This is a genomic window from Paenibacillus sp. FSL P2-0121 (genome assembly GCF_037975345.1).
Lineage (GTDB): Bacteria > Bacillota > Bacilli > Paenibacillales > Paenibacillaceae > Paenibacillus_AQ > Paenibacillus_AQ odorifer.
Genome location: NZ_CP150245.1, coordinates 6,786,991 through 6,813,984, shown reverse-complemented (window position 1 = coordinate 6,813,984; position 26,994 = coordinate 6,786,991). Strand labels below are relative to the sequence as shown.

At 43.0% G+C, this 26,994-nt stretch carries 20 protein-coding genes and 1 riboswitch; of the genes, 17 read left to right on the top strand and 3 right to left on the bottom strand.

All coding sequences use genetic code 11. From position 1 onward, the window contains the following. Positions 1–19: 19 nt before the first annotated feature. From MKY54_RS30055 to MKY54_RS30025, 7 genes are all read left to right on the top strand, one after another. A complete protein-coding gene (locus tag MKY54_RS30055; protein ID WP_339188939.1) occupies positions 20–415 on the top strand; it encodes a helix-turn-helix domain-containing protein in 396 nt (131 codons plus the stop codon). 190 nt (positions 416–605) lie between these two features. After that, entirely contained in the window at positions 606–1,454 is an 849-nt protein-coding gene (locus MKY54_RS30050; protein ID WP_305953541.1) for an EAL domain-containing protein, read from the top strand. Between the two features lie 116 nt (positions 1,455–1,570). Continuing rightward, on the top strand, positions 1,571–2,137 hold the full coding sequence (locus MKY54_RS30045; protein ID WP_076282228.1) for a hypothetical protein: 567 nt from the start codon (positions 1,571–1,573) through the stop codon (positions 2,135–2,137). Between the two features lie 157 nt (positions 2,138–2,294). Next, positions 2,295–2,381: riboswitch (cyclic di-GMP riboswitch) on the top strand. A gap of 258 nt (positions 2,382–2,639) precedes the next feature. Further along, positions 2,640–8,453, top strand: coding sequence for an NPCBM/NEW2 domain-containing protein (locus tag MKY54_RS30040; RefSeq protein WP_339188935.1), 5,814 nt, complete (start codon positions 2,640–2,642; stop codon positions 8,451–8,453). Between the two features lie 244 nt (positions 8,454–8,697). Next, the gene (locus tag MKY54_RS30035; RefSeq protein WP_076124152.1) at positions 8,698–9,333 is read left to right on the top strand and encodes a response regulator transcription factor; all 636 of its coding nucleotides are present in this window, start codon (positions 8,698–8,700) and stop codon (positions 9,331–9,333) included. An 84-nt stretch (positions 9,334–9,417) separates the two neighbouring features. After that, the gene (locus MKY54_RS30030) at positions 9,418–14,499 is read left to right on the top strand and encodes an AAA family ATPase (protein WP_339188932.1); all 5,082 of its coding nucleotides are present in this window, start codon (positions 9,418–9,420) and stop codon (positions 14,497–14,499) included. Next, entirely contained in the window at positions 14,496–15,149 is a 654-nt protein-coding gene (locus MKY54_RS30025) for a response regulator transcription factor (RefSeq protein ID WP_036682266.1), read from the top strand. Before MKY54_RS30030 ends, MKY54_RS30025 begins: the two co-directional genes overlap by 4 nt. Positions 15,150–15,161: 12 nt before the next feature. Here the strand turns inward: MKY54_RS30025 and MKY54_RS30020 are convergent, their stop codons facing one another. Beyond that, positions 15,162–15,572, bottom strand: a complete 411-nt coding sequence (locus tag MKY54_RS30020) for a DUF2752 domain-containing protein (protein WP_076124149.1) — start codon at positions 15,570–15,572, stop codon at positions 15,162–15,164. Next, positions 15,553–15,891, bottom strand: a complete 339-nt coding sequence (locus MKY54_RS30015; RefSeq protein WP_051491231.1) for a DUF4234 domain-containing protein — start codon at positions 15,889–15,891, stop codon at positions 15,553–15,555. Before MKY54_RS30015 ends, MKY54_RS30020 begins: the two co-directional genes overlap by 20 nt. 221 nt (positions 15,892–16,112) lie before the next feature. On the opposite strand from MKY54_RS30015, the gene MKY54_RS30010 reads away from it, so the two are divergent. Then, positions 16,113–16,454 (top strand): zinc ribbon domain-containing protein YjdM, encoded by a 342-nt coding sequence (locus MKY54_RS30010; protein ID WP_036682263.1) that lies wholly within the window; start codon positions 16,113–16,115, stop codon positions 16,452–16,454. A gap of 55 nt (positions 16,455–16,509) precedes the next feature. Here the strand turns inward: MKY54_RS30010 and MKY54_RS30005 are convergent, their stop codons facing one another. Then, positions 16,510–18,174, bottom strand: coding sequence for a diguanylate cyclase (locus tag MKY54_RS30005; RefSeq protein ID WP_076124145.1), 1,665 nt, complete (start codon positions 18,172–18,174; stop codon positions 16,510–16,512). Between the two features lie 284 nt (positions 18,175–18,458). Here MKY54_RS30005 and MKY54_RS30000 point away from each other — a divergent pair, with 284 nt between their 5' ends. The 9 genes from MKY54_RS30000 to hmpA all read left to right on the top strand — a co-directional run bounded on the left by MKY54_RS30000 (position 18,459) and on the right by hmpA (position 26,975). After that, a complete protein-coding gene (locus tag MKY54_RS30000; RefSeq protein WP_076278251.1) occupies positions 18,459–19,517 on the top strand; it encodes an LLM class flavin-dependent oxidoreductase in 1,059 nt (352 codons plus the stop codon). A 55-nt stretch (positions 19,518–19,572) separates the two neighbouring features. Continuing rightward, entirely contained in the window at positions 19,573–20,037 is a 465-nt protein-coding gene (locus tag MKY54_RS29995; protein WP_339188928.1) for a RidA family protein, read from the top strand. A 176-nt stretch (positions 20,038–20,213) separates the two neighbouring features. Beyond that, positions 20,214–21,248, top strand: coding sequence for a stalk domain-containing protein (locus tag MKY54_RS29990; protein WP_339188926.1), 1,035 nt, complete (start codon positions 20,214–20,216; stop codon positions 21,246–21,248). A gap of 141 nt (positions 21,249–21,389) precedes the next feature. Then, complete coding sequence (locus MKY54_RS29985; protein ID WP_076124138.1) at positions 21,390–22,397, top strand: sigma-70 family RNA polymerase sigma factor; 1,008 nt, start codon at positions 21,390–21,392, stop codon at positions 22,395–22,397. A 112-nt stretch (positions 22,398–22,509) separates the two neighbouring features. After that, positions 22,510–23,205 carry a response regulator transcription factor gene (locus tag MKY54_RS29980; RefSeq protein WP_076124136.1) on the top strand — a complete coding sequence of 232 codons (696 nt, stop codon included), beginning with the start codon at positions 22,510–22,512 and terminating at the stop codon, positions 23,203–23,205. A gap of 108 nt (positions 23,206–23,313) precedes the next feature. Continuing rightward, positions 23,314–24,165: a M15 family metallopeptidase gene (locus tag MKY54_RS29975; RefSeq protein WP_339188923.1), complete on the top strand. Its 852-nt coding sequence runs from the start codon at positions 23,314–23,316 to the stop codon at positions 24,163–24,165. Beyond that, the gene (locus MKY54_RS29970; protein WP_076181860.1) at positions 24,165–24,686 is read left to right on the top strand and encodes a VanZ family protein; all 522 of its coding nucleotides are present in this window, start codon (positions 24,165–24,167) and stop codon (positions 24,684–24,686) included. The genes MKY54_RS29975 and MKY54_RS29970 overlap by 1 nt, the downstream gene beginning before the upstream one ends. 38 nt (positions 24,687–24,724) lie before the next feature. Beyond that, positions 24,725–25,561 (top strand): YitT family protein, encoded by an 837-nt coding sequence (locus MKY54_RS29965; RefSeq protein WP_036682251.1) that lies wholly within the window; start codon positions 24,725–24,727, stop codon positions 25,559–25,561. 208 nt (positions 25,562–25,769) lie between these two features. Then, positions 25,770–26,975, top strand: coding sequence for an NO-inducible flavohemoprotein (gene hmpA, locus MKY54_RS29960; RefSeq protein ID WP_339188921.1), 1,206 nt, complete (start codon positions 25,770–25,772; stop codon positions 26,973–26,975). Positions 26,976–26,994 lie beyond the last annotated feature (19 nt).

Genomic DNA, 26,994 nt, shown 5'->3' with positions numbered 1-26,994 from the left:
TATGTTGGCATACAAAACTATGGAATGTGGATCATACCTACATTATCTATTCGGGGATTATGGCGATCTGGAAGTGATCCATCCCTCCAATATAAGAGTGCTGTCTACGGTGGCTATGAATGATACTGTATTATTTGAGATTAAACATGAGCCTTTTAAGCAGATGGTTGCCGATTACCCGTTGATTAAGGATCAATTGATGCTGCTGCAAATGGAGCGTTTATTTTTATCGAATGGGTTATTATATGAAATGAAATTTCATGATGCGAGAGCGCGTGATATGATCGGAACGTTAAGGGAGACGGCTACCCTTGTGCTTAAAGATCTGCAAGAACAAAAGATTATTGAGATTCAACATCAGCAGATCACCGTGTTAGACCCGGCGTATTTACTGGAGTATACGGATTTCGATTGAGAAGAGCCGTTCCGGGATCTTTTTCAGAGAATCGATTATTAAAGGGGTTATGAATGTGGCTTGTAATCATTGTGTAGTAAGAGAGCTGAATTTTCAAATCAAGGCTCATGGTGAGCTTAATCTTAGGGTTTTACCTGAGGTTATTCATCACTTGAGTAGAAGTAATACGATACATAAGGTGGAAGAAAATGTGATTACAATTAAGGAGGCTGGGGTGCGGGATTTTCTGGATTTCTGTAATGACCATATGGAGTCGGAGCAGGTTGAATTCCGTATAGATGACCAAACATGGAGACCTCTATCCGAATTACCCACTGTACTTGATATGGAGTGGATTGATGAGGTTATCACTAAGGGTCTTGTTACTTGCTACTTCCAACCGATTGTGAACGTAAGGGAAGAGATTTTTGCATACGAGCTCCTATCCAGATTTAAAAAAGAAGACGGATCTCTTATCTATCCTAATGAGATTTTTGCGGCGGCACGGAATCGTGGGCGTTTATATGCTTTAGACCGGTTATGTAGAATGACGGCTGTAAAATATGCTGCACCCTTAAATAAAAAAACGTTTATTAATTTTATCCCAACGTCGATCTACGCTCCAGAGTTCTGCTTAAGATCAACCGTTGAACTGGCCAATCAATTAGGCGTCGATCCTTCTCTTTTTGTCTTTGAAGTTGTTGAGACGGAGAAAGTGGATGATCTCGCTCATTTGAAAGCTATTTTGACATATTACAAGGATCGGGGATTTGAATACGCTTTAGATGATGTTGGTGAGGGCTTCAGCACGATCGAGATGTTATTGGAGCTTAAACCCCATTACATGAAGCTGGATATGAAATATGTTCAGGGTGTGTCCAGCGATCTGAACAAACAGAAAATAGCAAAGCAATTTTTAGAAAAAGCTTTAGAAATCCAATCCGTTCCTTTAGCAGAAGGTGTGGAGTTTAGAGAGGACTTTGAATGGCTTAAGCAGAGTGGTTATCAGTTGTTTCAGGGCTATTTATTTGGAAAGCCTGATCCTATTCCCAAACAGTAATCCTAATGAGTATATATCCGTCCAGAGGATGAGATGAATTTCAGGTCAGAGTCTGAGTACAGCCAACCCCCGGGGTTGTATAATTTAGGTAATTTGAAAAGGGGGACGGGATAGATATGAAATGGCATCAATTTGTAACGCGCTGGGCGGATTCTAGGGGCTTTGATGGACGAGAGATTGATTATCAATGGCCTTCTCCCTCATTTCCGGTCATCAGTATTCGCAGTAATCTAGGGCGATACTCAGGTCAAGCGTATGGCCGTGGAGGTAAACCCCGTGTGAAGACAGCCGTTGGATTAATCGCTATTGGAGATGTAGCTGTTGGCTTGATTTCCATAGGTGCGATAAGCGTGGGCGTATTATCCTTAGGAGCAATATCACTGGGAATGTGGTTAGCGATCGGAGCAATAGCACTTAGCTGGCTTGGCTTCGCAGTGGGAGCGATTGCGATTGCAGGCGTGGCTGTAGGAGCGATCGCAATCGCGGAAAAAGCGTTGGGGGCCATCGCCATAGGGGATACGGCGTTTGGTGCGATAGCGATAGGCAGGATCGCTGGGGGTGCCATAGCTATCGGACAATGGGCATATGGTGTAATCGCAGTTGGCGAACATGGTTTCGGATTAATTCCCGTCACGGGCGATGTGTGGAATTGGTTCCGGGGTTTGTTTGGATCGGAGAGTTAAGTAGACCTACAGTCCTAAAGGATGTCCTTCTCTTCCGGGATAGTCGATAAATAATATCTATCACATAAGAAAAACTAATTGCAATTACCTATACTCATTTCATACCAATTAATCATGCGATCAGATCTAGGCTTATGTTACTCTTTGAATGTATTCGAAACTTCATAGGCAAACCTATGGAAATGTAGGGACGCAAAGCTATAGGGACTAAGGTTATCATAACTATTGTCAGCCAGCTGCCAAAGAGTGCGTAACGCTTTTTGTTAAAATATAAGAAAGTATAAGTTATAAAACTATACTTAATATCTTATATTTCTCGCTTAAACGCTTACCGTCCTTATAAGGACGCCGAAGGCGTTTATGCTTGTTAAGGTTTAATAAAAATTAAGTCTTAATTTTTAGGCGACTTTATACGCAATCAAGCTACTCTTTTGGGGTAGTTTTTTTTGTGCCCATTTTTGGGCACTGGAGAGATTCATATGACATCTGGGGGTAAGAAGAGATGAAGAAAATGATTGCGATCGCTACATCGGCGGCCATGTTGGCCAGTTTTTCGAGTGAGGCAGGTTATGCTTTAGCAAGTGAGGCAAGCAAGGTAAATGTAACAAAAACAGTGGCGCAAAGTAAGGTTAACTTATTAAGCAACGCCTCGGTTATTCCGTTTGAGCTGTACGGCAAGGATGCTCTAAATGCCTATAATGAGGTTTTTAGAATGAATCCAGCAAATATTAAATCCATCACAAATAACGGTGGCAACTACTCAGGCTCGCCTATAGCTAAGGCTATGGATGGGGATATGAGCACGCATTGGGAGACTGGCAAACCGAATAGTTCAACGTTTACGAATGAGGTTGTGTTTGTTTTCAATGAGTCCACTGAATTAAATAGAATGGTATACGCGGCTAGGCAATCCGGTGCGAAAGGTAAAGGTTTTGCTCAAGAATTTGATATCTACGGCTCCACTACCGATGCGGGTGATTTTACGCTCGTGTCTTCTGGAGAATATACAGGCTCAACCGGTGATGTAGTGGAGATTCAGTTCGCACCTACGACTTTTAAGAGACTTAAATTTGTCTTCAAAAAAGCGAACCAAGATTGGGCGAGTGCGGCTGAGTTTTCTTTTTATAAAGAGGATAGTGTCTCTGCTAAAATGAAAAAATTATTTACAGATGATACCTTGAGCCAAGTTAGTGCTGCCTTTAATACGACAGAGAAATTAACAGCTTTAGAGAATGAAGTGCAGGCACATCCACTGTATGCGCAGTTTAAAGAAGAGATAGAGAATGCAAAGATCCTTTTGGAGAACCATCAGGTAGAGGCAACGGTAGCCAAGGTTTCGAAGCTAAAAGGGTATGGAACAGCCTATGAAAATGCCTATAGCCAAGCTTATAGAATGCCGAATGCAAACGTATCAAAAGTAACGGTGAACGGTGGAAGCTACTCAGGTACGAAGCCTGAATATATGCTGGATGACCAGCCCACTACGCATTGGGAAACGAACAAAAACAATGATGCAAGCTTCACGAATGAAGTTGTGTTTGAACTAGCGCAAGCGGAGGTGCTGGACAGAGTAGCTTTTTTAGCTAGAGATAACCGCAAAGGATTCCCAGAGGCTTTTGAAATCTATGCATCAGAGACGAGTAAAGGAGAGACCTTCCAACTTGTATCTAGCGGAACCGCGATTAGTACCAATGACTTTCTGGAATTTAAATTCGAACCGACGAAGTTTAAAAGATTAAAATTTAAGTTCACAAAAGCTAATATCAACAGACCTTTTGCGGCTGAATTTAGATTTTATACAGAAGATAAAGTAAGCGAAGCAGTAAATGGCATTTTCACAGATGGAACGATGAGTGCGGTTGTGCCTGCTTATAATAGCGTCGAAGCAATCAACGAATTAGAAGAAGCGGCAAAAGTACATCCGCTCTATCCAATCCTGAAAGATTCTTTGGATTTAGCTAAGAAGCTAGTGAATGGTGAAGTTCAAACCGAAGGCACCATCATTGAGGCGGAACAACGTGGAGATATGAAAAAGCATGCGCAGGAAAACCTGAGAATTGGTTTTGGTACGAACAACCAGCCTACAGGTCTCGTTGCAATGCCTGGAGATACGATCAACGTTTATGTGGACGCAGCTTCTAACGATAAGCTACCTTCTTTAGTCTTTTCTCAACAAGAGGCCGCTTGGAATGTTTGGGCTAGAGGTGTGCAATTGCGTCCAGGTAAGAACATTATAACCGTTCCTGAATTTGCTACGAATAGTTATTATGCACATGAAGTGACTAAGGGCGGTACAGTGTATATCGTCAATCCATATACAGCTGAGGAACAAGGGAAAGCGCCATTGATCCGCTTCGAAGGTTTAGAAAAGATTCCTTTTATGACCAAGACCACGGATCCAGAACAATTCAAAACCTTCTTAATCACATACAAACAAAGACTGGACGAAGATAAAGCGGCTCATCCAAATGTTCAAGATCGTAAACTCATAGATGTGGTAGAAATGGCCAGCGATCATGTTATTTTCACAGGAACGGCGACGGAGGCGTACAACAAATATATTACGCAAGGAAATAACCCGCTGGACACCGTAACTGGGTATGACACCTGGATGAAGAGCATTTTTGCCTTCTATGGCTTGGATGGCAGTAGCGAGATTCATGATGCCAAGCTAATTCGTGAGAATATTCGCTTGATGCAGCCTTATGGTGCGATGTATGCAGCGGGAGATCATACAGGGATCCAACTTGGAACAGTAGGAACCATGTTAGGTGATTTTAATAAAGCCTATCCGGGCTGGGGACTGAATCACGAAATTGGGCATCGCTTGGCTATGGGTGAACGGGAATATGGCGAAGTAACTAATAATATGGTGTCTATGTTTATGTCTGTCGCAGCGAATTCGATAGATAATCGTATACCGTATGAATCAGATATCTATAAATATGTCCTCGAAGAAAATAAAGTGGTTATGAATCAGCAGGGCTTATTTGCACAACTCGGAGCCTATTGGCAGCTGGAGCTGGCACATCCGGGATACTGGACAGAGCTGACCAAGCTATATCGGGAGCGGAAGGTCACCCTTACCAACGGTGACAATTCCAAGCAGCAGTATTTGGTGGAGTTCTCTTCCGAAGTGCTGAGTTTAGACTTAAGCAGCTATTTTGCCAGACATGGCTTCACTGTGAATCCTGAGACAAAAGCGAAAGTAGCCAAGTATCCGGCACCGCAAAAGTTATGGTATTTAAATAACTCGGTGATTAATTATGAGGGAACTGGAATAGCGGATAAAAATCTGGCCATTAAGGTTAATATCACACCTAACACCACGGCTAGAACGAACACGTTAAGTTTCAGTATAGATAAAGAGCTTAAGCAAGACTTTTTAGGATATGAAGTGTATAGAAATGATGTGTTAGTTGGTTTTACAGGAACTGACCAATTTGTGGATCAGAATGTAGATGCGAGTATCAACTATACGTACAAGATCGTCGGTTATGATAAAAAGCTGAACCCACTGAAGCCCGTACAGGTTAAAGCCTTTAAGCCAGCCTTGTCTGTTGAAGATCAGCTCACTTTAAAGCTTAATCAAACCTTTGATCCGATGAGCTATGTAAAAGCGGCTAACTATCTAGGAAACGATATTACTGCAGATGTCTCTCTGAAAGCCAATAACGTTGATGTAACGCAAAAAGGCAACTACGAAATTGTATATGAAGTGAAAAGCGAAGGGGTTACGGAAACGAAAACCACACAGGTTACGGTAACGAGCGACTACGCCTATATTTCCGATCTCAATGCCAAGTCAGTCGTTGTAGGCTGGGGTGAATTAAAGAAAGATAAAGCCGTTTCCGGGGGAATCATAACCCTTGTTCGCCAAGGATTGGCTGCGACGTACGCGAAAGGGATTGGTGTTCATGCCAACTCTGAGGTAGTTTACGATATTGAAGGTAAGGGTTACGACTTTTTTGAAAGCTACATTGGGATTGATCAAGCCATGAAAGGGAAACCTTCCTCGGCTACTTTTGCAGTGTATGTGGATGGAGAACGGAAATTTGAGAGTGATGTTTTCCGGGCAGGAACAGAACATCAATTTGTGAAAATCCCTGTGACTGGCGCAAGAGAGGTGAAGCTGGTTACAACAGATGCTAAGGATGGCAATGCTTCAGACCATACGGTATGGGCGGATGCGAAGTTCTCGAATAATTCAAGCAAACCTACCATTACAGTACCGGAAGAGACAACCTTCGTTAAGCTGAACAGCGAATTTGATGTGTTGAGCGATGTAACAGCTTTTGATACGGAAGATGGTAACTTAATTGGAGCCGTTGAAGTGCATTCAAATGGATTCACATCAAGCAAAACAGGGACTTACAACGTCGAGTTTTCAGTTACAGACTCAGATGGGAACTCCGCTGTGCAGGCCAGAAAGATTGTTGTATACAGCGCTAGTAAATACCTGAGTGATATAGATTGGCAATCGGCAAAAACGGATTATAATGTGGTTCGAAAAGATAAGGCTAGCTCTAACAATCCGATTAAGCTGCTGGTAAATGGCGAGGTCAAAGAGTTCGCTAAGGGCTTAGGAACCCATGCCAGCTCTGAAATCGTGTATAATCTGGCGGGTGCAAACTATGAATATTTTGAAACGTATGTAGGGGTTGATAGAAATATCCCTGAGCAAAGTAACTCCAGTGTAATTTTCAAAATCTTTGCCGACGGGGCAGAGGTTTATAACAGCGGACTGATGAAATTTGGTACAGAAGCCAAGCTTGCGCGGATACCTGTTAAGGATGTAAGTGAATTGAAGCTGGTGTTAGATAATGCAGGTAACGGAAATGCTTCAGATCACGGTGATTTTGCTGATGCGAAGTTTATGATCTTGAACAATACACCAGAGCTTACCATACCTAAATCTGTCTCAACCAAAGTGGGCCAAGCGAATGATATCAGTGAAAGCTATTCGGCAATGGATTCGGAAGACGGTGACTTGACGGCTCAAGTGAAGGTCACAGGCCAAGAGCAAGTTAAATTCAACCGGGCCGGAAAGTATCCAATCACTTACACAGTAACAGATAGTGATGGAAATACGACCACGAAGATTAGAACTATAGCCGTAGTAGACATGACGGACTTTACGTACCTGACGGATTACGACTGGAATTCTACTCAGAACAGCTATACTGCACCTTTGAAGGATAAATCTATTAGTGCAAATACGCTGAGATTAACAGATGAGAACAATCAGGTAGTGTCCTATGAAAGAGGAATTGGAGCGCACTCTAACTCGACGATTGTATACAATCTAAGCGACAAAAACGCGGACTATTTCACTTCCTATGTAGGTGTAGATAGACAAATGTACGGTTCTGTTGGTTCGGTGAGCTTTGAGGTGTTTGTCGATGGAGAGAAGAAATTCGATAGTGGGGTCATGGGTTCGAGAGATCCGCAGAAATTCATCGAATTGGATATTAATGAAGCAAAAGAACTGAAATTAGTCGTCACAGACGGGGGAAATGGCAACGGATCTGACCATGCTACATGGGGTGGAGCCAAACTACATTTCGCGAATGGAGATCACTTATTCACTAGAGATCTCGAACAGGCGATTGCAGCGGCTAAAGCAATTTCTCTAGAAGGCTTCACACCTGAGAGCATCGCGGCATTTACGTCCAGCCTCTCGATAGCAGAGACAGTGTTGGCTAACTCTTCTGTTACGCAAAGTGAAGTAGACGAAGCTGTAGCAGCGTTGCAACAAGCAATCGAAGGTTTGGTCCAAATAGATCTTACGCAACTGATTACTGTGGCGGACCCGTATTTAAGTGCTTCGATCAAGACTACATTGGGCGTAACTGGAGAATTAACATTAGGTGATATGTATAACCTTACAACGTTAACTAGCGAAACCAGAAGAGCCAGATCCTTGGAAGGTTTGCAGTACGCGAAGAACCTAGAGACACTTGATATTACTGGAAATGAAATTACAGATTTCTCCCCATTACAAGGATTAACTAAACTAACGAGCTTATTGGCCGACCCACAAATGGTAGAGGTAGGAGAATTTAAGGGACCTGTGGTTGAAGTGGCCAATCTGGTGAAAGGGCTCGATGGCAGCAAAGTGATCCCTAATTCCGCTGGGGTAAGAAACACTAGAACATCTAAAGAAATTGTGTTTGATATGAAGGAATGGGCTGCTAATCCGGATGTGTTCACTATTGACCTATCGAACGAGGAGAAAGGAACTTACATGCTGGGGTTAACTTACCAAGTCGCAGGTAATCTCGTGCAAATCATTTCTTTTATTGATAATAATTAAATTCCCAAGAAAGCAGGCGGATTGTGGTCTCTATAACCATGGTTCGCCAGTTTTTAAATGAGGGGGTTTTATGTAAAAATATCCATTTTGTCATATGACAAAAGAAATGACAACGCTCACTATAAGCGGTGTAGTCTTTTAACTATACTTAATCAGAAATGCGCCAAATTTAAATGAATACTCCAATTGAAGCTTTTTATACAAAGAAGTAAATAATGTATGCGGTTTAGAGGGAGGTGTTTCTGTGAAAATCATCATTGTAGATGATCATCCTTTAGTTAGAAGAGGGCTGGCATCTGTCATTGCAATGCAATCGGATATGCAATTTGCCGGTGAAGCTACGAATGGTCCGGAAGCACTTGATGTGATTGAAGAGACAAAGCCAGACATTGTCCTCATTGATCTTAAACTTGCTGATGAATCAGGACTGGATGTCATTAAGATAGCACGTACCCGCGGCATTGTTAGTAAATTCATACTGTTGACTTCCTCTGCGAGCAGAGAGGATTTTTTGAGGGCTGAAGAAGTATTGGTAGACGGATATGTTCTGAAAGAGGCACTGCCGGAGGAATTACTGTTTGCTATCCAGTTGGTGTACAAAGGGAGAAAATACTATGATCCTGGTCTAATGGAAGAAAAGATGCGAATGAGCGCCAGCAGTCCAACAGATGAATTGACACCAAAAGAGAAGGAAGTCCTGATTCAGCTTGGACAAGGTGCTTGCAATAGAGTGATTGCCACACGTCTTTTTATCAGTGAATTTACGGTGAAGAAGCATGTCAGTCAGATTTTAGCGAAGCTGCAGGTTACTGACCGGACACAGGCGGCATTGTGCGCAAACGCGATAGGATTAACGAAATATGAAATGTCTTATGAGTAGAACGGCAAGATCAGATGTTATAATGGCTTTAACTACTTTGTGAGATTGAGTATTCTGTCTAATTGTAATTAGGGAGTGCTGTTGATGTTTGAATTGCCAGGATACCAAACCTTAGATCTGATAGATAATACCGCAGATATCAGGTTATACAGACTCCTACGTCAAGAGGACGGCCTAAGGGTTATCGCTAAGACAACAATAGGAGAATACCCGGGAGCTGCCATGGTCGATGCTTTTCGTCATGAGTATGACATGCTTAAGCGACTTTGCGGTCGTGGTGCAATAGAGCCGTACAGTTTGGAAATTATGGCGGACCGACCAGTCCTTCTCTTAAAAGATATAGAGGGGAGTACCCTTGGGCAGATCCTGCGTATGCCTGTTAATTCACTGGGTCTTCCAGCGCTAATTCGAATCGCTACAGCTATTGCTGATTGTCTTATGCAAATTCATCGTGAAAAAATAACACTAAATGAACTAACCCCCGCTCATCTAATCGTCAATCCCATTACTTTTGAAGTGAAATTTATTGATATAAGAATCTGTTCTACCGAAAACACCACGAGTCCTTTGTCACCGTTAGGCGGCCGGCCCGATGTTCTGCTTCCTTATATAGCTCCAGAACAAACGGGACGAACCGGAGTCAAACCGGATTACCGTTCTGACTTTTATTCGCTGGGGATCATCCTGTATGAATGTCTCTCGGGCAGCCGCCCCTTTGAGCTGCATGATGTTGTTGATATTGTATATCGTCATCTTGCAGATACACCTGAGCCTCTGCACCGCAGGTTCCCCACTATCCCTCTATCGGTCTCTGATATTGTTGGTAAATGCATGGAGAAAATGCCTGAAGCGAGGTATGCCAGCGCGTTTGGCATTAAATCGGATCTTGAGGAATGTCTATCCCGTCTAGAAGAATCCGGACATATTGAGCCTTTTCCACTAGGAAGCTGGGATATCCCAGAGCGCTGGATGGTATCAGGACGCTTCTATGGAAGACATCTTGAGCAACAAAGCTTAAGAGAAGCACTGCAACGAGCATCACAAGGTGCCGTAGAGACGGTTTGGATTAGCGGGGAGAGTGGTATCGGCAAAACAACCTTTCTGAAGGAGACCCTTACAAATACAGTCTCTTTGGATGGTTTCTTCGCCAGAGGCAAATTCGAATCCCGACATACCTCACTCCCTTATGGCATCTGGCATCAAGTCATAGAAGAGTTGGTTAGTCAGCTGCTGATGGAAACAAAGTTGCAGGTGGAGGTTTGGAGGCTGCGTATTCTACAAGCAGTGGACAATTACGGTCAGTTGCTGATCGATTTTGTTCCTAAGCTTGAACTCTTGATTGGCCCTCAACCCTCCGTGCCTCCACTGCCACCGCTGGAAGCTCAGCATCGCTTTCAATTAATCATGAGCCGATTTATTCAACTCTTTCCTCATGAGGATCATCCTTTGATCTTGGTATTGGATAATTTGCAATGGGCTGATGATACGTCGCTGCAATATCTCACTTCGCTTATAGAGGATACAGCAACGACTCATCTGCTAATCGTGCTTTCCTATCGCAATCGGGAGATTACAAGGCTGCACCCGCTCAGTAGGCTGGAAAAACATCTGATTGACCGCAACGTAGCGATGAGCAGAATTTCTTTACAAGCACTTGAACTCACCGATTTAAAACAACTGCTACTTGATGTTATGCGTTACGAGGCAGCTGACTTGGACGAGCTGGCGCGCGTGCTGCTTCATAAGACAGATGGAAACCCGTTATTTATTAAGCAATTCCTTCAAGATTTGATAGATGATCAGCGAGTGGAATTTGATGAGAATATTCGAAGCTGGAAATGGGATCTCCAGCGTATTACTGAATTGAATGTACCCGATAACGTAGCTTCATACCTTTCAAGTAAATTGCAGCAATTTCCTGAACAGACGGTATATGCACTTAGCAGAGCCGCATTTATAGGCAGCCTATTTGATTTACGTACACTTGCTGATATTACGGAGACACCGATAGAGACATTGAACGATGCGTTGGCGGTTGCTGTACATGGGCGCTTGTTGCAGCCCGTTAACGGGGAGGAATATCCGCATTATAAGTTCCAGCACAACCGCATTCATCAGGCAGCATATACTTTTATTTCCGAAGAGGAGCGTTCCGAGCTGCATTGGAGGATTGGTCTGTTATTGCTAGGCCGAGGCCCGCTTAGTGAAGGAACGACTCTATTCGAAGCTGTCCATCATTTGAATCAGGCACTTACATGGTTAGACCGCCCTGAAGAGAGGCTTCAACTAGTAGAGCTGAACTTACAGGCAGGGATAAAAGCGAAGCAAACAACCGCACATGAGACAGCCTTGCAATATATGCTTCAGGCAACGTCATTATTAGAGGAGCAGAGCTGGGAGGCGCATTATGGGCTGACCTTCCGGGTATTTCGTGAGAGGGCGGAGCTCGAATATTTATGTTCCCATTTTGATACGGCTAATGAATTATTCCATCTGTTAATTGATAAAGCTACGACAAATATGGATAAGGCTTACGTCTACGTAATGAAGGTGCAGTTGGAAGCAAGTAATGATAACCATGAAGAGGTGATCTCCTTAGGCCAGCATACCTTATCGTTACTGAAAGTGAAGCATCAATTTGATCCTAGTTATGCTCAATTGACGCTTCAATGGTTACGATTGCGGCATAGACTCAAGAAGGTCTCACTCGAATCGCTTACTCTTTTACCTCCAATGACTGATGAAGCACGTAGAATCGCAATGTCTACTTTAGATCATTCAAGCAATGCTTGCTTTTACGTCAATCGAGAAGGGTGGCTTGCTTCTTCCTTCACCATGATTGAATTAACGCTTGATTATGGGATGACTCCGGAGGCTTCCATTGGATTCATAGGTTATGCAATGTTTCAATATTATTACTTCCGTAATGATGAAGAGACATTCAAATGGGCCATGCTGGCGTTCAGCTTATCCGAACCCTATCCGAAACAGCACATGACAACCTTAGCCGCGTTCGCCATGTGCTACGATAGCTGGCGGCATTATGATCCTGCTATGCTCCATACGTTTACCGAGAAAGCTGGTAAAGTAGGACTGGAGTCAGGTGACTTATGGAAGGGCAACCAGAATGTGCTGATCAACTGTGCTTCCCTTTTGCAATTTGGCCATCCTCTAGGCGATATCTATGAGCGATTAATTACTCATTCCGGTGATTTGCTGCGCCATAACAACAGTCTTCATTGTAAGCAGGCTATTGTAGCAGCGGCCATTCTTGTTCGCTTGACAGGTTATCGCTCTATAGATGATCCCTTTCCCATTGCGGAGATTAGCGAGCCTGCTTTTGCACAGTCGGTTCATGGGGACACCTTTGATTTTATACAAGAAATGGTCTGGATCTATCAATATTTGACGGGCTATGTATTTGGGGAATACCGAGAAGCCAGTGAGGCATTAGCCAAATCAGCCGCCATTATAAAATCACGCGAAGATGGCCTAGACAGTCCCATGCAGATCATGTATGAATGTTTAGTCTGGGCTCAGTTGTATGAGGAATATAACGCTGAAGAGCAACGTACATATCGGGCAAAAATGCGTAAATGCTTGAAGAAAATGAAAAAGCTTGCCAGGCGTTGTCCGGGGAATTATCAGCATAAATATCTGTTAATGAAGGCTGAGTTAACTCGTCTATCGCGAGATCTCCGCCAAGCTGAAGCATTGTATGAGCAATCCATTGAGAACGCTCGGATCCACGGTCATATTCACGATTTAGCGATGGCAGCGGAATGTTATGGCAAATACGGGCTTCGTCATGGCAAAATGCATCTGGCAAGAATCTATATGACTGAGGCCTATGAGGCTTATCTGCAATGGGGCGCAAAGGCTAAAGCGGCTGACCTGGAGCAGCAGCATCGCCATTTGCTGCATATTAAACGAGAGCCCGGGCTCGATCGTGTGGATTCCCTTTCTGTGGTAATGTCTGCCCAAGCATTATCCGGCGAAATGGAGATGAGCCGATTATTGGCCACGCTGATGCGAATCATGCTCCACAATGCTGGGGCAGAATATGGGGCTGTTATTTTTGATCATGACGGCAAATGGATGGTGGAAGCTTATGGGACCTCAGAAGCCCAGCATATCGAATCTGTTCCACTTGGGGAAGAATCGGGGTTGGTCCCGGCAGCGATTATAGCTTACGCGGCAAGAACACAAGAACAGGTTGTATTACATGATGCACTCAGTGAAGGAATATTTACACGTAATACTTACGTTAGGAATAATAGACTGAAATCGGTTTTATGTCTCCCCATCATGAATCAGAATAAATTGGTTTGCCTGCTCTATTTGGAGAATAATCTATCGCCGGGTGTATTTACTCCAAGCAGACTCGATGTGCTCAAGCTGCTTGGTTCACAATGCGCAATCTCAATCGCTAATGCCAAGCTGTATTCGGGAATCCAATATCTCAAAAAAAATCTGGAGGATCAGGTGGTAGAAAGAACTCGTAGCCTGGAGCGTTCGATGCGTGAAACATCTGCGGCTTTGGCCGAAGCTACTGTTTTTGAGGAACGCAATCGTATTGCCCAAGAGATTCATGATATTGTCGGGCATACCCTGACATCGACGATTCTGCAGATTGAAGCTGGCAAGCGGCTGCTTCAGAAGAAGGAGATAGACAGCGGCTTTCAGCGTCTGGCTGAGGCCCAGGATCTTGTGCGGCATAGCTTGAATGAAATCCGCGGCTCTGTCCATATGCTGAAAGAGGACAGGTATTCTGATCTAACCGTGATGCTGAAGCAGTTGATTCGAGATACAGAACGCAATGCAGGCGTTGTTGTTCATGCAGTTATTTATGATCTGCCGGAAGCCATGTCAACAGCCTATAAAAAGGCAATCTATCATGCTTTGCAGGAGGGCTTAACTAATGGGATCAGACATGGGAAGAGTGTGGAGTTCCATTTTAGTCTGGAGTCTGTTGGAGCGAACTTGCAGTTTAGACTCAAGGATTGTGGGCTAGGGATGAGTCCAATCGTGATGGGATTTGGACTTAGGACGATGAAGGAACGGGTTGAGCAGCTGGGAGGCAGCTTATCCATCGATTCAGAAATGGATGAAGGCTGTTTACTGGAGATTGATCTGCCCATGCGAAGGGTTGTGGATAGAACATGAGTAAAATAAAAATTGTAATTGCCGATGATCAATTGTTGACGCGGGAAGGACTTCGCACCATTTTGGATCTGGAAGATGATATGGAAGTGGTTGGTGCTGCCAAGAATGGAGAAGAAGCTTGCGAGATGGTTGAGGCACTCCAGCCTGATCTGGTGCTGCTCGATATTCAAATGCCAGTTATGGATGGCCTTAGCGCCTTGAAACGAATAAAGCAGATTCGGCCGAACATCTTCATTCTGATTCTGACTACTTTTATAGAGACTGATTATATTGTAGAGGGAATGGCCTACGGAGCAAGCGGTTATATGCTGAAGGACATGGATGCAGATAAAATGATCGCTTCGATTCATGATACGTTATCCGGGCAATTTATTCTGCCAGCTCCGGTAGCAGCCAAACTGGCATCGAGGATGAACAGGTTAACAGAGGACTATGAACACTGGCAAAGATCGGGTCTGGATCGTATCAGTCTGACAGAACGGGAAGAGGAGCTGGCACAGCTCATTATCCGGGGACTGAACAACCGTGAAATCGCCGATACATTACATATTGCGGAAGGTACGGCGCGCAATTATATTAGCAATCTTTACAGCAAATTAGAAGTGGTTGATCGGGCCCAAGCAATTGTGCGACTGCAGGCTATTTTGTAATAATTGTTGCTGTTAACGAATTACTGTCGGGGCCAAATATTCAAACAGCGGGAGATTCCTCAGTATTCCAAATGTAACGGTCAGAATCAACATTATAGCCATAATTGCCTGGCTAAGAGGCCGGATTTGCTTCTTATTAGTAATCCAATACAACATATACAGAGGTGCTAAAATAAACAGCAACGGGTTAAATCTAAACGCTTGAATAACGTCGAACTTCAGCAAGGAAAGAATAACTCTTGTGACTCCACATCCGGGGCAATACAATCCAGTCCATTCATGAAATGGACAAGGGATACTAATATTGGTTAAGGGTATCCATGCTTTGAGATATACTACGCCGACGAGACTTAAGGACACACCCCAAAATAGTTTAGGGTGTGTCCTTTTATAAATCGTAAACTTATACCAGTTTATTAACATCGGATTGTACCAAGGCATACGTGACAATACCCAGGCCAAAGAGTGTCAGGATCACATAAAGCACTGAATTATCTGACGGGTATTGGCCGCGCTGTCTTTGAGCTTCAGCAATATGTTTACCTACCTGATAGGCCCAAATGAAGCTCCAGATCCCGCACGTAACCAACGTTAGAAGGAAATGTTTTCCTCCTGTAAATGTATAGTCTCCACTCAGTTCGCCTACCTCATTGGTTAGAACAATAAACCAATAGATTGTATAGAGCCCACATGTAATTAATGACAAAATAATGGCGAATGCAACACTTCTGCGACTTATCATTACTCACTCTCCTATGTATTTACATAAAAATTCGACATTTCCATCTTATTGAATTAGGAAAAAATATACAAGACAATATTTGAGAATTACTGTCCGCTGTCGAAATCTAGACAAACTTACTGCTGATATCTAGTGGAAACCTTACCAAATATGAAATATACTTTTGAGGCTATGCACTGGAACCACAACTAGATTTACATTAACGAATGGAGGACACTTTGATGTCAACTTTGCCAAATTGCCCGAAATGTAATTCAGAATACACTTATGAAGATGGTAGTTTGCTCGTCTGCCCGGAATGTGCGCATGAGTGGAGCCTCGACACAGAGGCTGAAAGCAGTGAAGAGAACAAGGTTGTCAGAGATGCCAACGGAAATATTTTAAATGATGGAGATGCTATAACTATTATTAAAGACCTTAAAGTAAAAGGAAGCTCATCCGTTCTGAAGATAGGAACAAAGGTGAAAAACATCCGTTTAGTGGACGGAGATCATGATATTGATTGCAAAATCGATGGTTTTGGAGCTATGAAATTAAAGTCCGAGTTTGTTAAAAAGATCTAAAAAATAAAAATCAGCTTAACTTCAACAGAAGTAGGCTGATTCTTTATTTTAAACGTTATCTATTAATCTCAACAATCTGATTTCGTCCGGCATTTTTTGCTTGATATAAGGCTTTGTCCACTGATTCGAATAAATCATTTAGTTGATTGGTCAGGCTTTCTGTATATTGTGCTGCAAAATTACTAATGGACAGCAGTCCCATACTAACAGTAATCGAGAGGGAATGAGCAACATCCTCTACATGTACTTTATTAGCTTCTATTATAGATTTGATATGTTTTGCTAAGTGGTTTGCTTGTGTTTGATCTGTATTTGGTAAGTAAATGATAAATTCTTCTCCGCCATAACGCGCCAGAACATCCGTCTCCCTCAACGTTTTCTTAATTACTTCTACCGTGCTGCAAATGACGACATCACCGATTAAATGGCCGTAATTATCATTCACTGTTTTGAAAAAGTCGATATCCAGAAGGATGATAGCAAAAGGCTGCTTGAGTTTCATATTTTCTATGATCTCATGCTCTAAGTGCAGCGTTAAGTAATGACGATTATAACAACCGGTTAGGCTGTCCGTTATGGCCATCTGCTTAAGTTTTTGGTTAGTCTGCGATAATTCATCCTGGATTTCAGTTAATGCAGCATTACGCTCTTGCAGGGTCTCGTTCTGGTGATTGGTCTCGGCTATGAGGCGATGCAGCTCGCTTCTGTCCTGAAAAGTGAGAATGCGTCCAACCCTGATTCCACCTACCACAATCGGCGCCGCAGTAATGTTAATGTATGCATCGAGTGAGGTGTAGAATAGTTCAACCTCAGTCCTCTCCATGGGCTGGTTCAAGTATGTATGAAGGAATAAATCGAAAGCTCCGGAAGTTTGCTCTATGGGTGCGATGGTCGACACGTCAAAGTGAGCACCGATTTGCAGATGGATTTTTGGAAAAAGCGAGCGATTGATTTCTACAACAGTCTCACTATCATCCAGTACAAGAATTCCTTCTGTAATGGTGTCAATGATATCCTGATGGGCGATGGTTACGAGATCAAATATTTTATCCCGATGGATAGCAATTACGAAAAAGATTGCCGAGATTAAGATCCCCAGAGAGGTCAGCCCTGGAATAACTGGATCAGATTTAAGCAATACCACATTAAGAAAAACATCCAATAAAATAAATACCGTTAGCACCAGCACCCCTTTGAGCACATGAGCAACCTGTTTTTTGATCCGCTGTGTAGTGTTTGAGACTAGCGCTGAATAGATGATATACAGAGAAATCATTACGCTGGTGGTTAAGAAGATAATAAGCAGCCAAAAAATCGGACCATAATATCTTTCGATATATCCGCCGTTCATAGGGAGAACAAAACTTCCGTTTGGATTGGCGATCACCCCTACTAAGATCAAAGCTGCGAGAATGTATAGGATCAATGTGTTCTTTTTTCGAAGAAGATGTGAATTCCCGGTGAGTAGTACCGTGAACAGAAGCCAGCCAATCGTTAACAGAACCGAGTCGATAAAAGCGAGCTTTACATAAAACAATTGAAACTTGGGATCGTCGGTCGTTTTGATAGCGAATTGGCAGAAGGGCCATAACATCATAGTAAAATGAAAAACTAAGTATGCTTTATGTAGGTTAGTGATAGTTACAGACGCAAATATGTAGATGAACAAAGCGAACAAAACAAAAAATAATAACAAATCAATCCATGTCATGATATTCATTTCAGTGACACCTTCTCCCACCCGGTTAACAGTTCTTTCATGTTACCTTGAATTTTATTCGTTTGCCATATGATTATTTGTTCTACGACAACCGCTATTTGTTTAAGAGTCTTTCAACATATTCCTTCAAAATCCTCTATTTGTAAGCGTGGTTTTGCAAATTTTAAGGATGAGTTTCCCGGGAAACTGGGGTTGGACAGAATGACTAGCTTTTTTAACCTTAACTTGTGTTATAATCAAACAAACAATTTAAAGAGGAAATTATAGTTAAGGGGGATTTGTAAGTGGAAATAGGAATAAGCACGTTCGTAGAAACAACACCGGATGTTCAGACGGGTGAAGTGATAAGTCATGCGCAGCGATTGCGCGAGGTTGTAGAGGAGATTGTGCTTGCAGATCAGGTGGGTTTAGATATATTTGGCGTGGGCGAACATCATCGCAAAGATTATGCGGCGTCTTCTCCAGCAGTTTTACTGGCTGCGGCGGCCTCACAGACGACACGGATTCGGCTAACCAGTGCGGTTACAGTACTTTCCTCTGATGACCCCGTACGTGTGTTTCAGGATTTCGCTACCCTGGATGGAATCTCGAATGGACGTGCAGAGATCATGGCAGGCCGGGGTTCTTTTATTGAATCGTTCCCGCTGTTTGGGTATGATTTGAATCATTATGATGAGCTGTTCGATGAGAAGCTGGACTTGCTGCTCAAAATACGGGAATCCGAAAAAATAACCTGGAGCGGCGTGCACCGTCCTGCCATTAATAATCTGGGGATTTATCCGCGTCCCGTGCAGAATCCATTGCCAGTATGGATTGGCAGCGGAGGAAATACAGAATCCGTAATTCGTGCAGGTCTACTAGGATTACCGCTTGTGCTGGCTATCATTGGCGGCAGTCCGCTACAGTTTGCTCCGCTCGTGAAGCTCTATAAGAAGGCTGCAGCGCAAGCGGGACATGATGTATCGAAGCTGCCCGTTGCTTCGCACTCGCACGGCTTCATTGCAGAGGACAATCAGCAGGCTGCCGATATGTTCTTCCCTTCTACACAAGCTAGTATGAATGTTATTGGCCGGGAACGCGGATGGGGTCAATACACCCGTGCAAGCTATGATGCGGCGCGTAGATTTGAAGGTGCCTTGTATGTAGGTGACCCAGAGACCGTTGCTGAGAAAATCATTCACCTGCGCAAGCAAGTAGGCATCACACGTTTTATGCTGCATGTGCCGCTTGGCACAATGCCTCATAAGGATGTAATGAGAGCCATTGAGCTATTGGGTACCCAAGTAGCACCCATTGTTCGCTCTGAGATATCGAGATGGGAAGCAGAGGTTGAAGCTAAGTAGTAACTATGATCTTACTTAATTATTGAAGCTGTTGATAATGGAGGGGGAGATGGATATGACAGAGCACACTATAGCGAGCAGACTCGAAGCATTAGGAGTTGTCCTGCCCGAGGCTAGTGAACCGGCGGCAAAATACGCTAACTACGTAATTGTTAATGGTTTATGTTTTGTGTCGGGAAAAGGACCAGCGGGCCATCCCAAAGGGAAGCTGGGACAAGATTACACTACCGAGGAAGGCTACCATTTTGCACGTTTAACGGGTATAGAAATCCTTGCCGTCCTGAAGACAGCTTTAGGTTCTTTGGACAAATTGAAAAGAGTAGTCAAAATTCAAGGCTTCGTTAATGCAGATCCCCTTTTTGAAGAACATCATAAAGTGCTTAATGGTTGTTCAGATTTAATGCTTGAGGTGTTCGGAGACAAGGGTGCTCATGCTCGTTCTGTATTGGGTGCTGTTTCTGTAAGGGATAATCTTCCGATCATTATTGATTCCATTTTTGAAGTTGAGGAACCTGTCTAGCCGGCTCCATGAGGCATATTTAAAAAGAGGACTATGATACCGAAATGTGATCGTAGTCCTCTTTTTTTAGGTGCTTATGCCGTAGGTAGATGCTTACCCCAAAATTTGTAACAAAACTAATCACCCTTTTTTTAGTAACAATAGGTGTACATATCAATCAACGAGGTGATGACATCATGAAATTTCAAAAGAAAGCTATGTTACTTTTACTACTTACATCTATGCTCTATACTGCTCCGGCCTATGCGGCGACAACGCCTCAGACTCCGGTTACAGCCGTCTATCTGGATGATCAACAGCTACAATTGGGGGCTCAGCCCTTGTTAGTAAACGATACAGTACTAGTCCCTATGCGCAAGTTATTTGAAGCTCAGGGGGCAAAGATTACTTGGAATAATGATACCAAGACCGTTAAGGCAACCAAGGGAGACCTGGTGCTGACCTATCATATTGGTGATCAGGCAGCGAATAAAAATGGCCAGTCCTTAAGTGTAACGGTTCCCGGCCAGATTGCCGGCGGTTATACGATGATGCCACTGCGTTTTGTCAGCGAAGCTTTGGGCAGCACTGTGAAGTGGGATACCACTACTCGTGCCGTTCGTATCTACTCGGCAGTGGATTACGATACGACAATTCTATATGGGGTTAACCTGCGAAGTTTGCCAGACTCGTCAGCCCAATCAACAGTGCAGCAAATGTTGTCAGCAGGAGATAAGGTGCATGTGGTTAGAGAAGTAGATGCTTTATGGTTAGAAGTGCGAACACAAGATAACAAGAGTGGCTATATATCTGCTAAACCCAAATATAGCAATTATACTAGTACGGCTCTTGTAGAGCGGCAGGGAAGCGAGCTGCTTGCTTACGGAGAAAAATATCTGGGAACACCTTATGAATTTGGTGCTGCTACTGACCAGACGTCTACCTTTGACTGTTCTTCTTTTGTAGGACATGTATTTAAGGATGTGTTGGCAATTGACCTGCCACGTGTCTCTTACAATCAGGCCAAAGAGGGCAAAGAGGTTGGAATTAACGAGCTGCGCAAGGGGGACCTGTTATTCTTCAGTGCACGAGGACTCGATATTGGGCATGTGGCGATTTACGCGGGAAATAATCAGATCCTACATACGTACTCCAAGGAGCTTGGCGTTCATTATGAAGCCTTAAGTGACAAGTGGAAGAAACGTTTGGTCACGGCTCGCAGATTGTTTTAGCTAGGTAATAATTAGGCTATAATTATCACGGTGAAGAAAAGTTGAAATCCCCTCTCCATTAAAAATTATTTGCAGGCATAAAGACGGTTTTTGAGTCTCTTTTCCGTCTATGTTATGAGCTTGATGTTAAGGAGGAAAATAGTGACTTGTACGGACGCAGAATTGGTAGATAAGGTGTGTAAAGGTGACATGGATGCATTCAGTGTACTTATCGGCAAATATTCCAATGCAGTATACGGGGTTGCTTATGGTAAATTGGGTGATTTTCATACCGCACAAGACATTGCCCAAGAGGTTTTTGTTAAAACCTATCGCAAATTACCTAACTTAAAGGAGCCTGAGAAACTCGCCAGTTGGTTATATGCGGTTACTGCACGGGAATGCATGGATTGGTTTAGGTCAAATAAAAAGAAAACTGCTTACGAATTCATGCAAAAAATGGAGGTTCCGCAGCCAGAATCTACCGAAGATCAGCTGCTCAGAAAAGAACTCCAGCAAGATGTGTGGAAAGCCTTAAACACCCTATCAGAAGCTAACCGTATAGTCACAATTCTCTACTATATCGACAATTACAAGGTTAGGGAAATCGCCGATTTCCTTGATTTATCCAGCGAAGCTGTTGAGAGTAGACTCCGCAGATCAAGAGCGATCTTAAAAAGGGAGATGTTGAGTACAGTGAATAATAATCTTAGTGAAAACAAATTACAGGACGAATTTAAGAAGAGAGTCTTTCAGGATGAAAGAATGACTGAAACGAATTTTCGTCGTGTGGCTATGGGCCAGAGTGAATTTGATGATATTGATATGCATAAAACAAACTTCTCCAATGTAAATATGGAGGGGACCGGATTCGATAATATTAATATGAGCAGTACTACCTTTAATGACATCAATATGCATTCTGTTAAGTTTAATGAAGTGGGGTTGTGGGAAATAGAGGTTAGTAATAGTGAACTAGGGGAGGCTTATTTCCACGATATTCATTTGTACGGTAAAGGCAATAAGTTTGAGCGATGCCAGCTGAACGGGACATCCTTTGTAGATTGTGATCTTTCGAATGTGGATATAAGAGACTGCAATCTTTCAGGCGTCACAGTAAATGGGATTTCATTAGAGCTATTGTTAGACAGCTATAATAAAAGGAAATAGACTATATAAATCATAGATTTAATCGGAAACCACTTCTTTCTAGGAGTGGTTTTTGAGTTTAGGGTATAATGGATGAAGAGTGTACAGCACAACCTATAGGAGTGAAAAATAGATGAAGCGCATCACCATTTTAATTGCGGATGATGAGGCGGAAATTGCCGACTTGGTGGCCTTGCATTTGCAAAAAGAGGGGTATCATATCCTCAAAGTGTCCGATGGAAGGGCAGCGGTACAAGCCATTGAGTCGCAAACGATAGATTTGGCGATTCTGGATATAATGATGCCGGGGCTGGATGGTTACGAGGTCACCCGCCATATTCGGGAGCATCATCATCTGCCGATTATTTTTCTGAGTGCTAAAACTTCCGATCTTGATAAAATCACCGGACTGGTTATGGGCGCAGATGATTATATGACCAAACCGTTTAACCCAATGGAGCTGGTCGCCCGGGTCAATTCCCAGTTGCGGCGCTCCATACAATTCAGTCAGCCCGCAGCCATACCTAAATCGGTGCTAGAGGTTCGGGGATTGATGATTTCACCGGATGAGCATACGGTTACTCTTTATGGTGAGGTTATTGAGCTAACTCCAAAAGAGTTTGATATTTTGCACTTATTGGTCAGCCATCCTAAGCAGGTGTTTAGTGCGGAGAACATTTTTCAACAGGTGTGGGGCGATGCTTATTATGAGAGTGGGAACACGGTCATGGTGCATATCCGTACCTTGCGCAAAAAGCTCGGTGAAGACATCAATAAGAATAAATTCATTAAGACGATCTGGGGCGTTGGATATACTTTTAATGGGTAAAGCCAGTGAGATTTATTTATTTTAAGAAAAACTTTATATTTGTCCTGCTTTTTCTTTAAAGTGTCTTCGTTATTCTATTCCTATCAAGGAAATGGGAGGACATTGCTGATGAAGAAGTGGGGCTTTTTGGCGTTGGTTGTGTTGTTGCTTGGGTATGCAGCGGTTCGTTATTTACCGAATACGGGTAATTTAGGATACGATGATAAGATTCGCAAAGAATCTATTAGAAATAACAATAGCTTAGAGGTAGTAACACAAGATCAAGTGTATCAAGGGGATTTGTTGCTGGTGAACAAACAATACCCGGTACATGAGGATAGTGTGAAGTCTGATATCGTGACCTTATATGAGCAGGCGGATCTGGTGCAGGGTTATGGGCTGCTGGATACCTCGATTCGTTTGTCTGAAAGTGTAGCGCATAAATTCAATAAGATGGTCAAAGCTGCCGAAAAAGAGGGTGTGAATCATTTTTTAATTAGCAGCGGGTACAGGGACTTTGAAGAGCAAGAGAAATTATATCAGGAAAAAGGTTCGGACTATGCTTTACCGGCGCAATATAGTGAACATAATTTAGGATTATCTCTGGATATCGGGTCGTCCCAATCAGAAATGAGTAAAGCGCCTGAAGGAAAATGGCTGCAAAAAAATGCCTGGAAATACGGCTTTATTCTCCGCTATCCGAAAGACAAAACCGAGATTACGGGGATAAAATATGAACCCTGGCATTTCCGTTATGTAGGGTTGCCGCACAGCGCCATTATTCATGAGAAGGGGCTTGTGCTAGAACAATATTTGGATTTCTTGAAAGAGAACAAAGAGATTTCAACAACAGTAGACGGCAAAGCTTATACAGTAAGTTATTTTCCGGTATCCAAATACACTACGATCAAAATTCCACAGGAAGGGCAATATATGACGTCAGGCGATAACATGGATGGCATAATTGTTACTACATATTAATGACTAAAGAGCCGAAAAAAAAGTCTGCTATAAACCTTTTGCTGGCAGCGATATTTATCGTCTATATGTATTTTTTAATCCGAATTATTTTATTTAAAGGTGCACCGGTGAACTTATTATCGCTTTGGGAGCAAGCGGGACGTATGTTTGAACATCCAGACCGGATTTTTAATCGGCGAGGCAACTATATCCCTTTTAAGGAGATCTCCCGGGGGATGGACGAGCTGTCGCTTTCAGATCCTTTTTCATCGATTAATTTAGTAGGGAATTTGTTAGCCTTTATTCCGTTTGGGATCTTGGTGCCCATGCTGTTATCGCAAAAAGTAAGGCTGTTTCGAAGAGTTTTCTTCCTCTCGCTGGCGCTGAGCTTCTGTTTTGAATTCACACAATTAGTATTGTATATCGGCACCTTTGATGTGGATGATCTTATTTTGAACACTGGCGGCGGGGTGGCTGGTTACTGTATCTATAGACTGTTGACTTCTTTCGGATGGATTGCATCTATATCAAAGCGGTGTTAGTATTTGTGGATATAGATCTAGGGTAGAAGGGGCATGGTATGAAAAAGCGTATTTCGGATATTGTTTCCATCATTGTAGGAGCTTTGTTATTCTCCTTGGCCGTTAATTTGTTTGTGATTCCGAACGAGTTCGGTGAAGGCGGGGTCACGGGACTGACTATGATTACTTACTATTTGTATCAGTGGTCACCCGGTATTGTTAGCTTGATTCTTAACGCTTTATTATTAATTGTGGGGTACAAATTTCTAGACAAAACTACGACGGTATACACGATTATTGCGGTGTTTTTCAATTCGTTATTCCTGATTCTTACGAAAAATTGGAATATTGGCAGCGATGAGTTGATAATTAATGCAATATTCGGGGGTATCTTCTCAGGTGTGGGTATCGGGCTAATTATACGAGTGGGTGGAACGACTGCAGGGTCAACCATCATCGCCAGAATCCTACATAAATATTTGGACTGGAATGTTAGTTACGCGCTACTGCTCGTTGATTTAATTGTGGTGTTCGCTTCGTATTTCATCATTGGAGTACAAAGTCTGATGTTTACGATCGTGATGCTCTATGTAGCCACTAAGATAATGGACTTCATTATTGAGGGAGTGAACCCTAAGAAGGCTGTTACGATTGTATCCCAAGAGCAGGACAAAATTGCTGAACAGGTTAATGGAATTATGGATAGAGGCGTCACAGTAATATATGGCCGTGGGTACTATACCAAGACACCTAAAGAGCTGCTGTATATTGTGATTAGCAAGCAGGAAGTGACTATGCTTAAGAAAATCGTCAAATCCATTGATAAAGAGGCGTTTATTACCATCCACGATGTACGAGATGTATTCGGAGAAGGTTTTGTGGAGCTGTCAAAATAATAAGATAAAAAGCTATCCCGGAAGCTATAATGGCTGCTTGGATAGTTTTTTTGATTTCGGGTACGTTATTGTGATGGATATCATTGCAATTATTGAATCGTTCACATTTTTTCAATTTCCCGTGTGATTGAACGCACACTATGGGATGTTCAGCTTCTATATGCTTTTTATAGAGGAATTAATTTATTGCAGGAAAGAGGGTATTTAGATGTTAGATCAACAAACCATTGAAATCATAAAATCAACGGTGCCCGTATTGCAGGTTCATGGGAAGACCATCACAACTACTTTCTATGGCATGTTATTTGAAAATCATCCGGAGTTACTAAATATATTTAATCATGCCAACCAACGGGAAGGTAAACAGCAGACTGCACTTGCTAACGCCGTACTCGCGGCGGCAATGAATATTGATCAGCTGGGAAATATTTTGCCTGTGGTAAAACAGATTGCGGAGAAACATCGGGCATTGGGAGTATTACCTGAACATTATCCCATCGTAGGTGAGACTTTGTTAGCTGCTATTGGGCAAGTACTTGGCGATGCGGCGACGCCGGAAATTATTGATGCTTGGGCAAAGGCGTATGGCGTGATTGCAGATGCCTTTATTGGTGTCGAAGCAGAGAAGTATCGTGAAGCTGCCGAAATTCCCGGGGGTTGGAGTGGATTTAGAAACTTTGTGGTTACTAAGAAGGTTAAAGAAAGTGAACTTATTACTTCCTTCTACCTTTCTCCTGAGGATGGAGGGGCTATAGCTTCTTACTTGCCGGGTCAATACATCACGGTTCGTGTTCAGCCTGAGGGAGAGGAATACACCCATGTTCGCCACTATAGTTTGTCCAGTGCGCCGGGACAGTCGTATTACCGCATCACAGTTAAACGGGAAGGTGAAGGGCCGGATAAACCGGCTGGAGTCGTATCTACTTTCCTTCATGATGTCGTACAAGTGGGAGCTATATTGGAAGTAAGCTCGCCAGCAGGTGATTTCGTACTAAATAAAGATAGTGATCGTCCAGTGGTTCTTATCAGTGGTGGGGTTGGACTAACCCCTATGGTAAGTATGCTGGAGACATTAATTGCTACGCAGCCAGAACGAGAGGTAACGTACATTCATGCAGCCATCAATGGAAGCTTGCATGCTATGAAAGAAATGGTGGCGGATTTGGAGCAGTCCCATCCTACCCTACGATCCTATGCATGTTATGAAACTCCAAGTGAAGGAGATACGTTCCATAAAACAGGTTATATTGATCTAGCTTGGCTGCAAGAAGTAACAGACGTAAACTCTGAATTCTATTTCTGCGGACCGACTCCTTTTATGAAGGCGATATATAAGGCTCTTAAGGAATGGAAGGTGGCTGAAGACAGAATTCATTATGAATTCTTCGGCCCGGCGGGAAGTTTGGAAGCCTAAGCTGTAAAACCAAAAGAGC

Excerpts from the sequence above, each read along its gene's own strand:
- MKY54_RS30055 (WP_339188939.1), top strand. The coding sequence starts at position 20 with ATGGAATGTGGATCATACCTACATTATCTATTCGGGGATTATGGCGAT.
- MKY54_RS30045 (WP_076282228.1), top strand. The coding sequence starts at position 1,571 with ATGAAATGGCATCAATTTGTAACGCGCTGGGCGGATTCTAGGGGCTTT.
- MKY54_RS30040 (WP_339188935.1), top strand. The coding sequence starts at position 2,640 with ATGAAGAAAATGATTGCGATCGCTACATCGGCGGCCATGTTGGCCAGT.
- MKY54_RS30030 (WP_339188932.1), top strand. The coding sequence starts at position 9,418 with ATGTTTGAATTGCCAGGATACCAAACCTTAGATCTGATAGATAATACC.
- MKY54_RS30025 (WP_036682266.1), top strand. The coding sequence starts at position 14,496 with ATGAGTAAAATAAAAATTGTAATTGCCGATGATCAATTGTTGACGCGG.
- MKY54_RS30020 (WP_076124149.1), bottom strand. The coding sequence starts at position 15,572 with ATGTTAATAAACTGGTATAAGTTTACGATTTATAAAAGGACACACCCT.
- MKY54_RS30015 (WP_051491231.1), bottom strand. The coding sequence starts at position 15,891 with ATGATAAGTCGCAGAAGTGTTGCATTCGCCATTATTTTGTCATTAATT.
- MKY54_RS30010 (WP_036682263.1), top strand. The coding sequence starts at position 16,113 with ATGTCAACTTTGCCAAATTGCCCGAAATGTAATTCAGAATACACTTAT.
- MKY54_RS30005 (WP_076124145.1), bottom strand. The coding sequence starts at position 18,174 with ATGAATATCATGACATGGATTGATTTGTTATTATTTTTTGTTTTGTTC.
- MKY54_RS29995 (WP_339188928.1), top strand. The coding sequence starts at position 19,573 with ATGACAGAGCACACTATAGCGAGCAGACTCGAAGCATTAGGAGTTGTC.
- MKY54_RS29990 (WP_339188926.1), top strand. The coding sequence starts at position 20,214 with ATGAAATTTCAAAAGAAAGCTATGTTACTTTTACTACTTACATCTATG.
- MKY54_RS29980 (WP_076124136.1), top strand. The coding sequence starts at position 22,510 with ATGAAGCGCATCACCATTTTAATTGCGGATGATGAGGCGGAAATTGCC.
- MKY54_RS29975 (WP_339188923.1), top strand. The coding sequence starts at position 23,314 with ATGAAGAAGTGGGGCTTTTTGGCGTTGGTTGTGTTGTTGCTTGGGTAT.
- MKY54_RS29970 (WP_076181860.1), top strand. The coding sequence starts at position 24,165 with ATGACTAAAGAGCCGAAAAAAAAGTCTGCTATAAACCTTTTGCTGGCA.
- MKY54_RS29965 (WP_036682251.1), top strand. The coding sequence starts at position 24,725 with ATGAAAAAGCGTATTTCGGATATTGTTTCCATCATTGTAGGAGCTTTG.
- hmpA (WP_339188921.1), top strand. The coding sequence starts at position 25,770 with ATGTTAGATCAACAAACCATTGAAATCATAAAATCAACGGTGCCCGTA.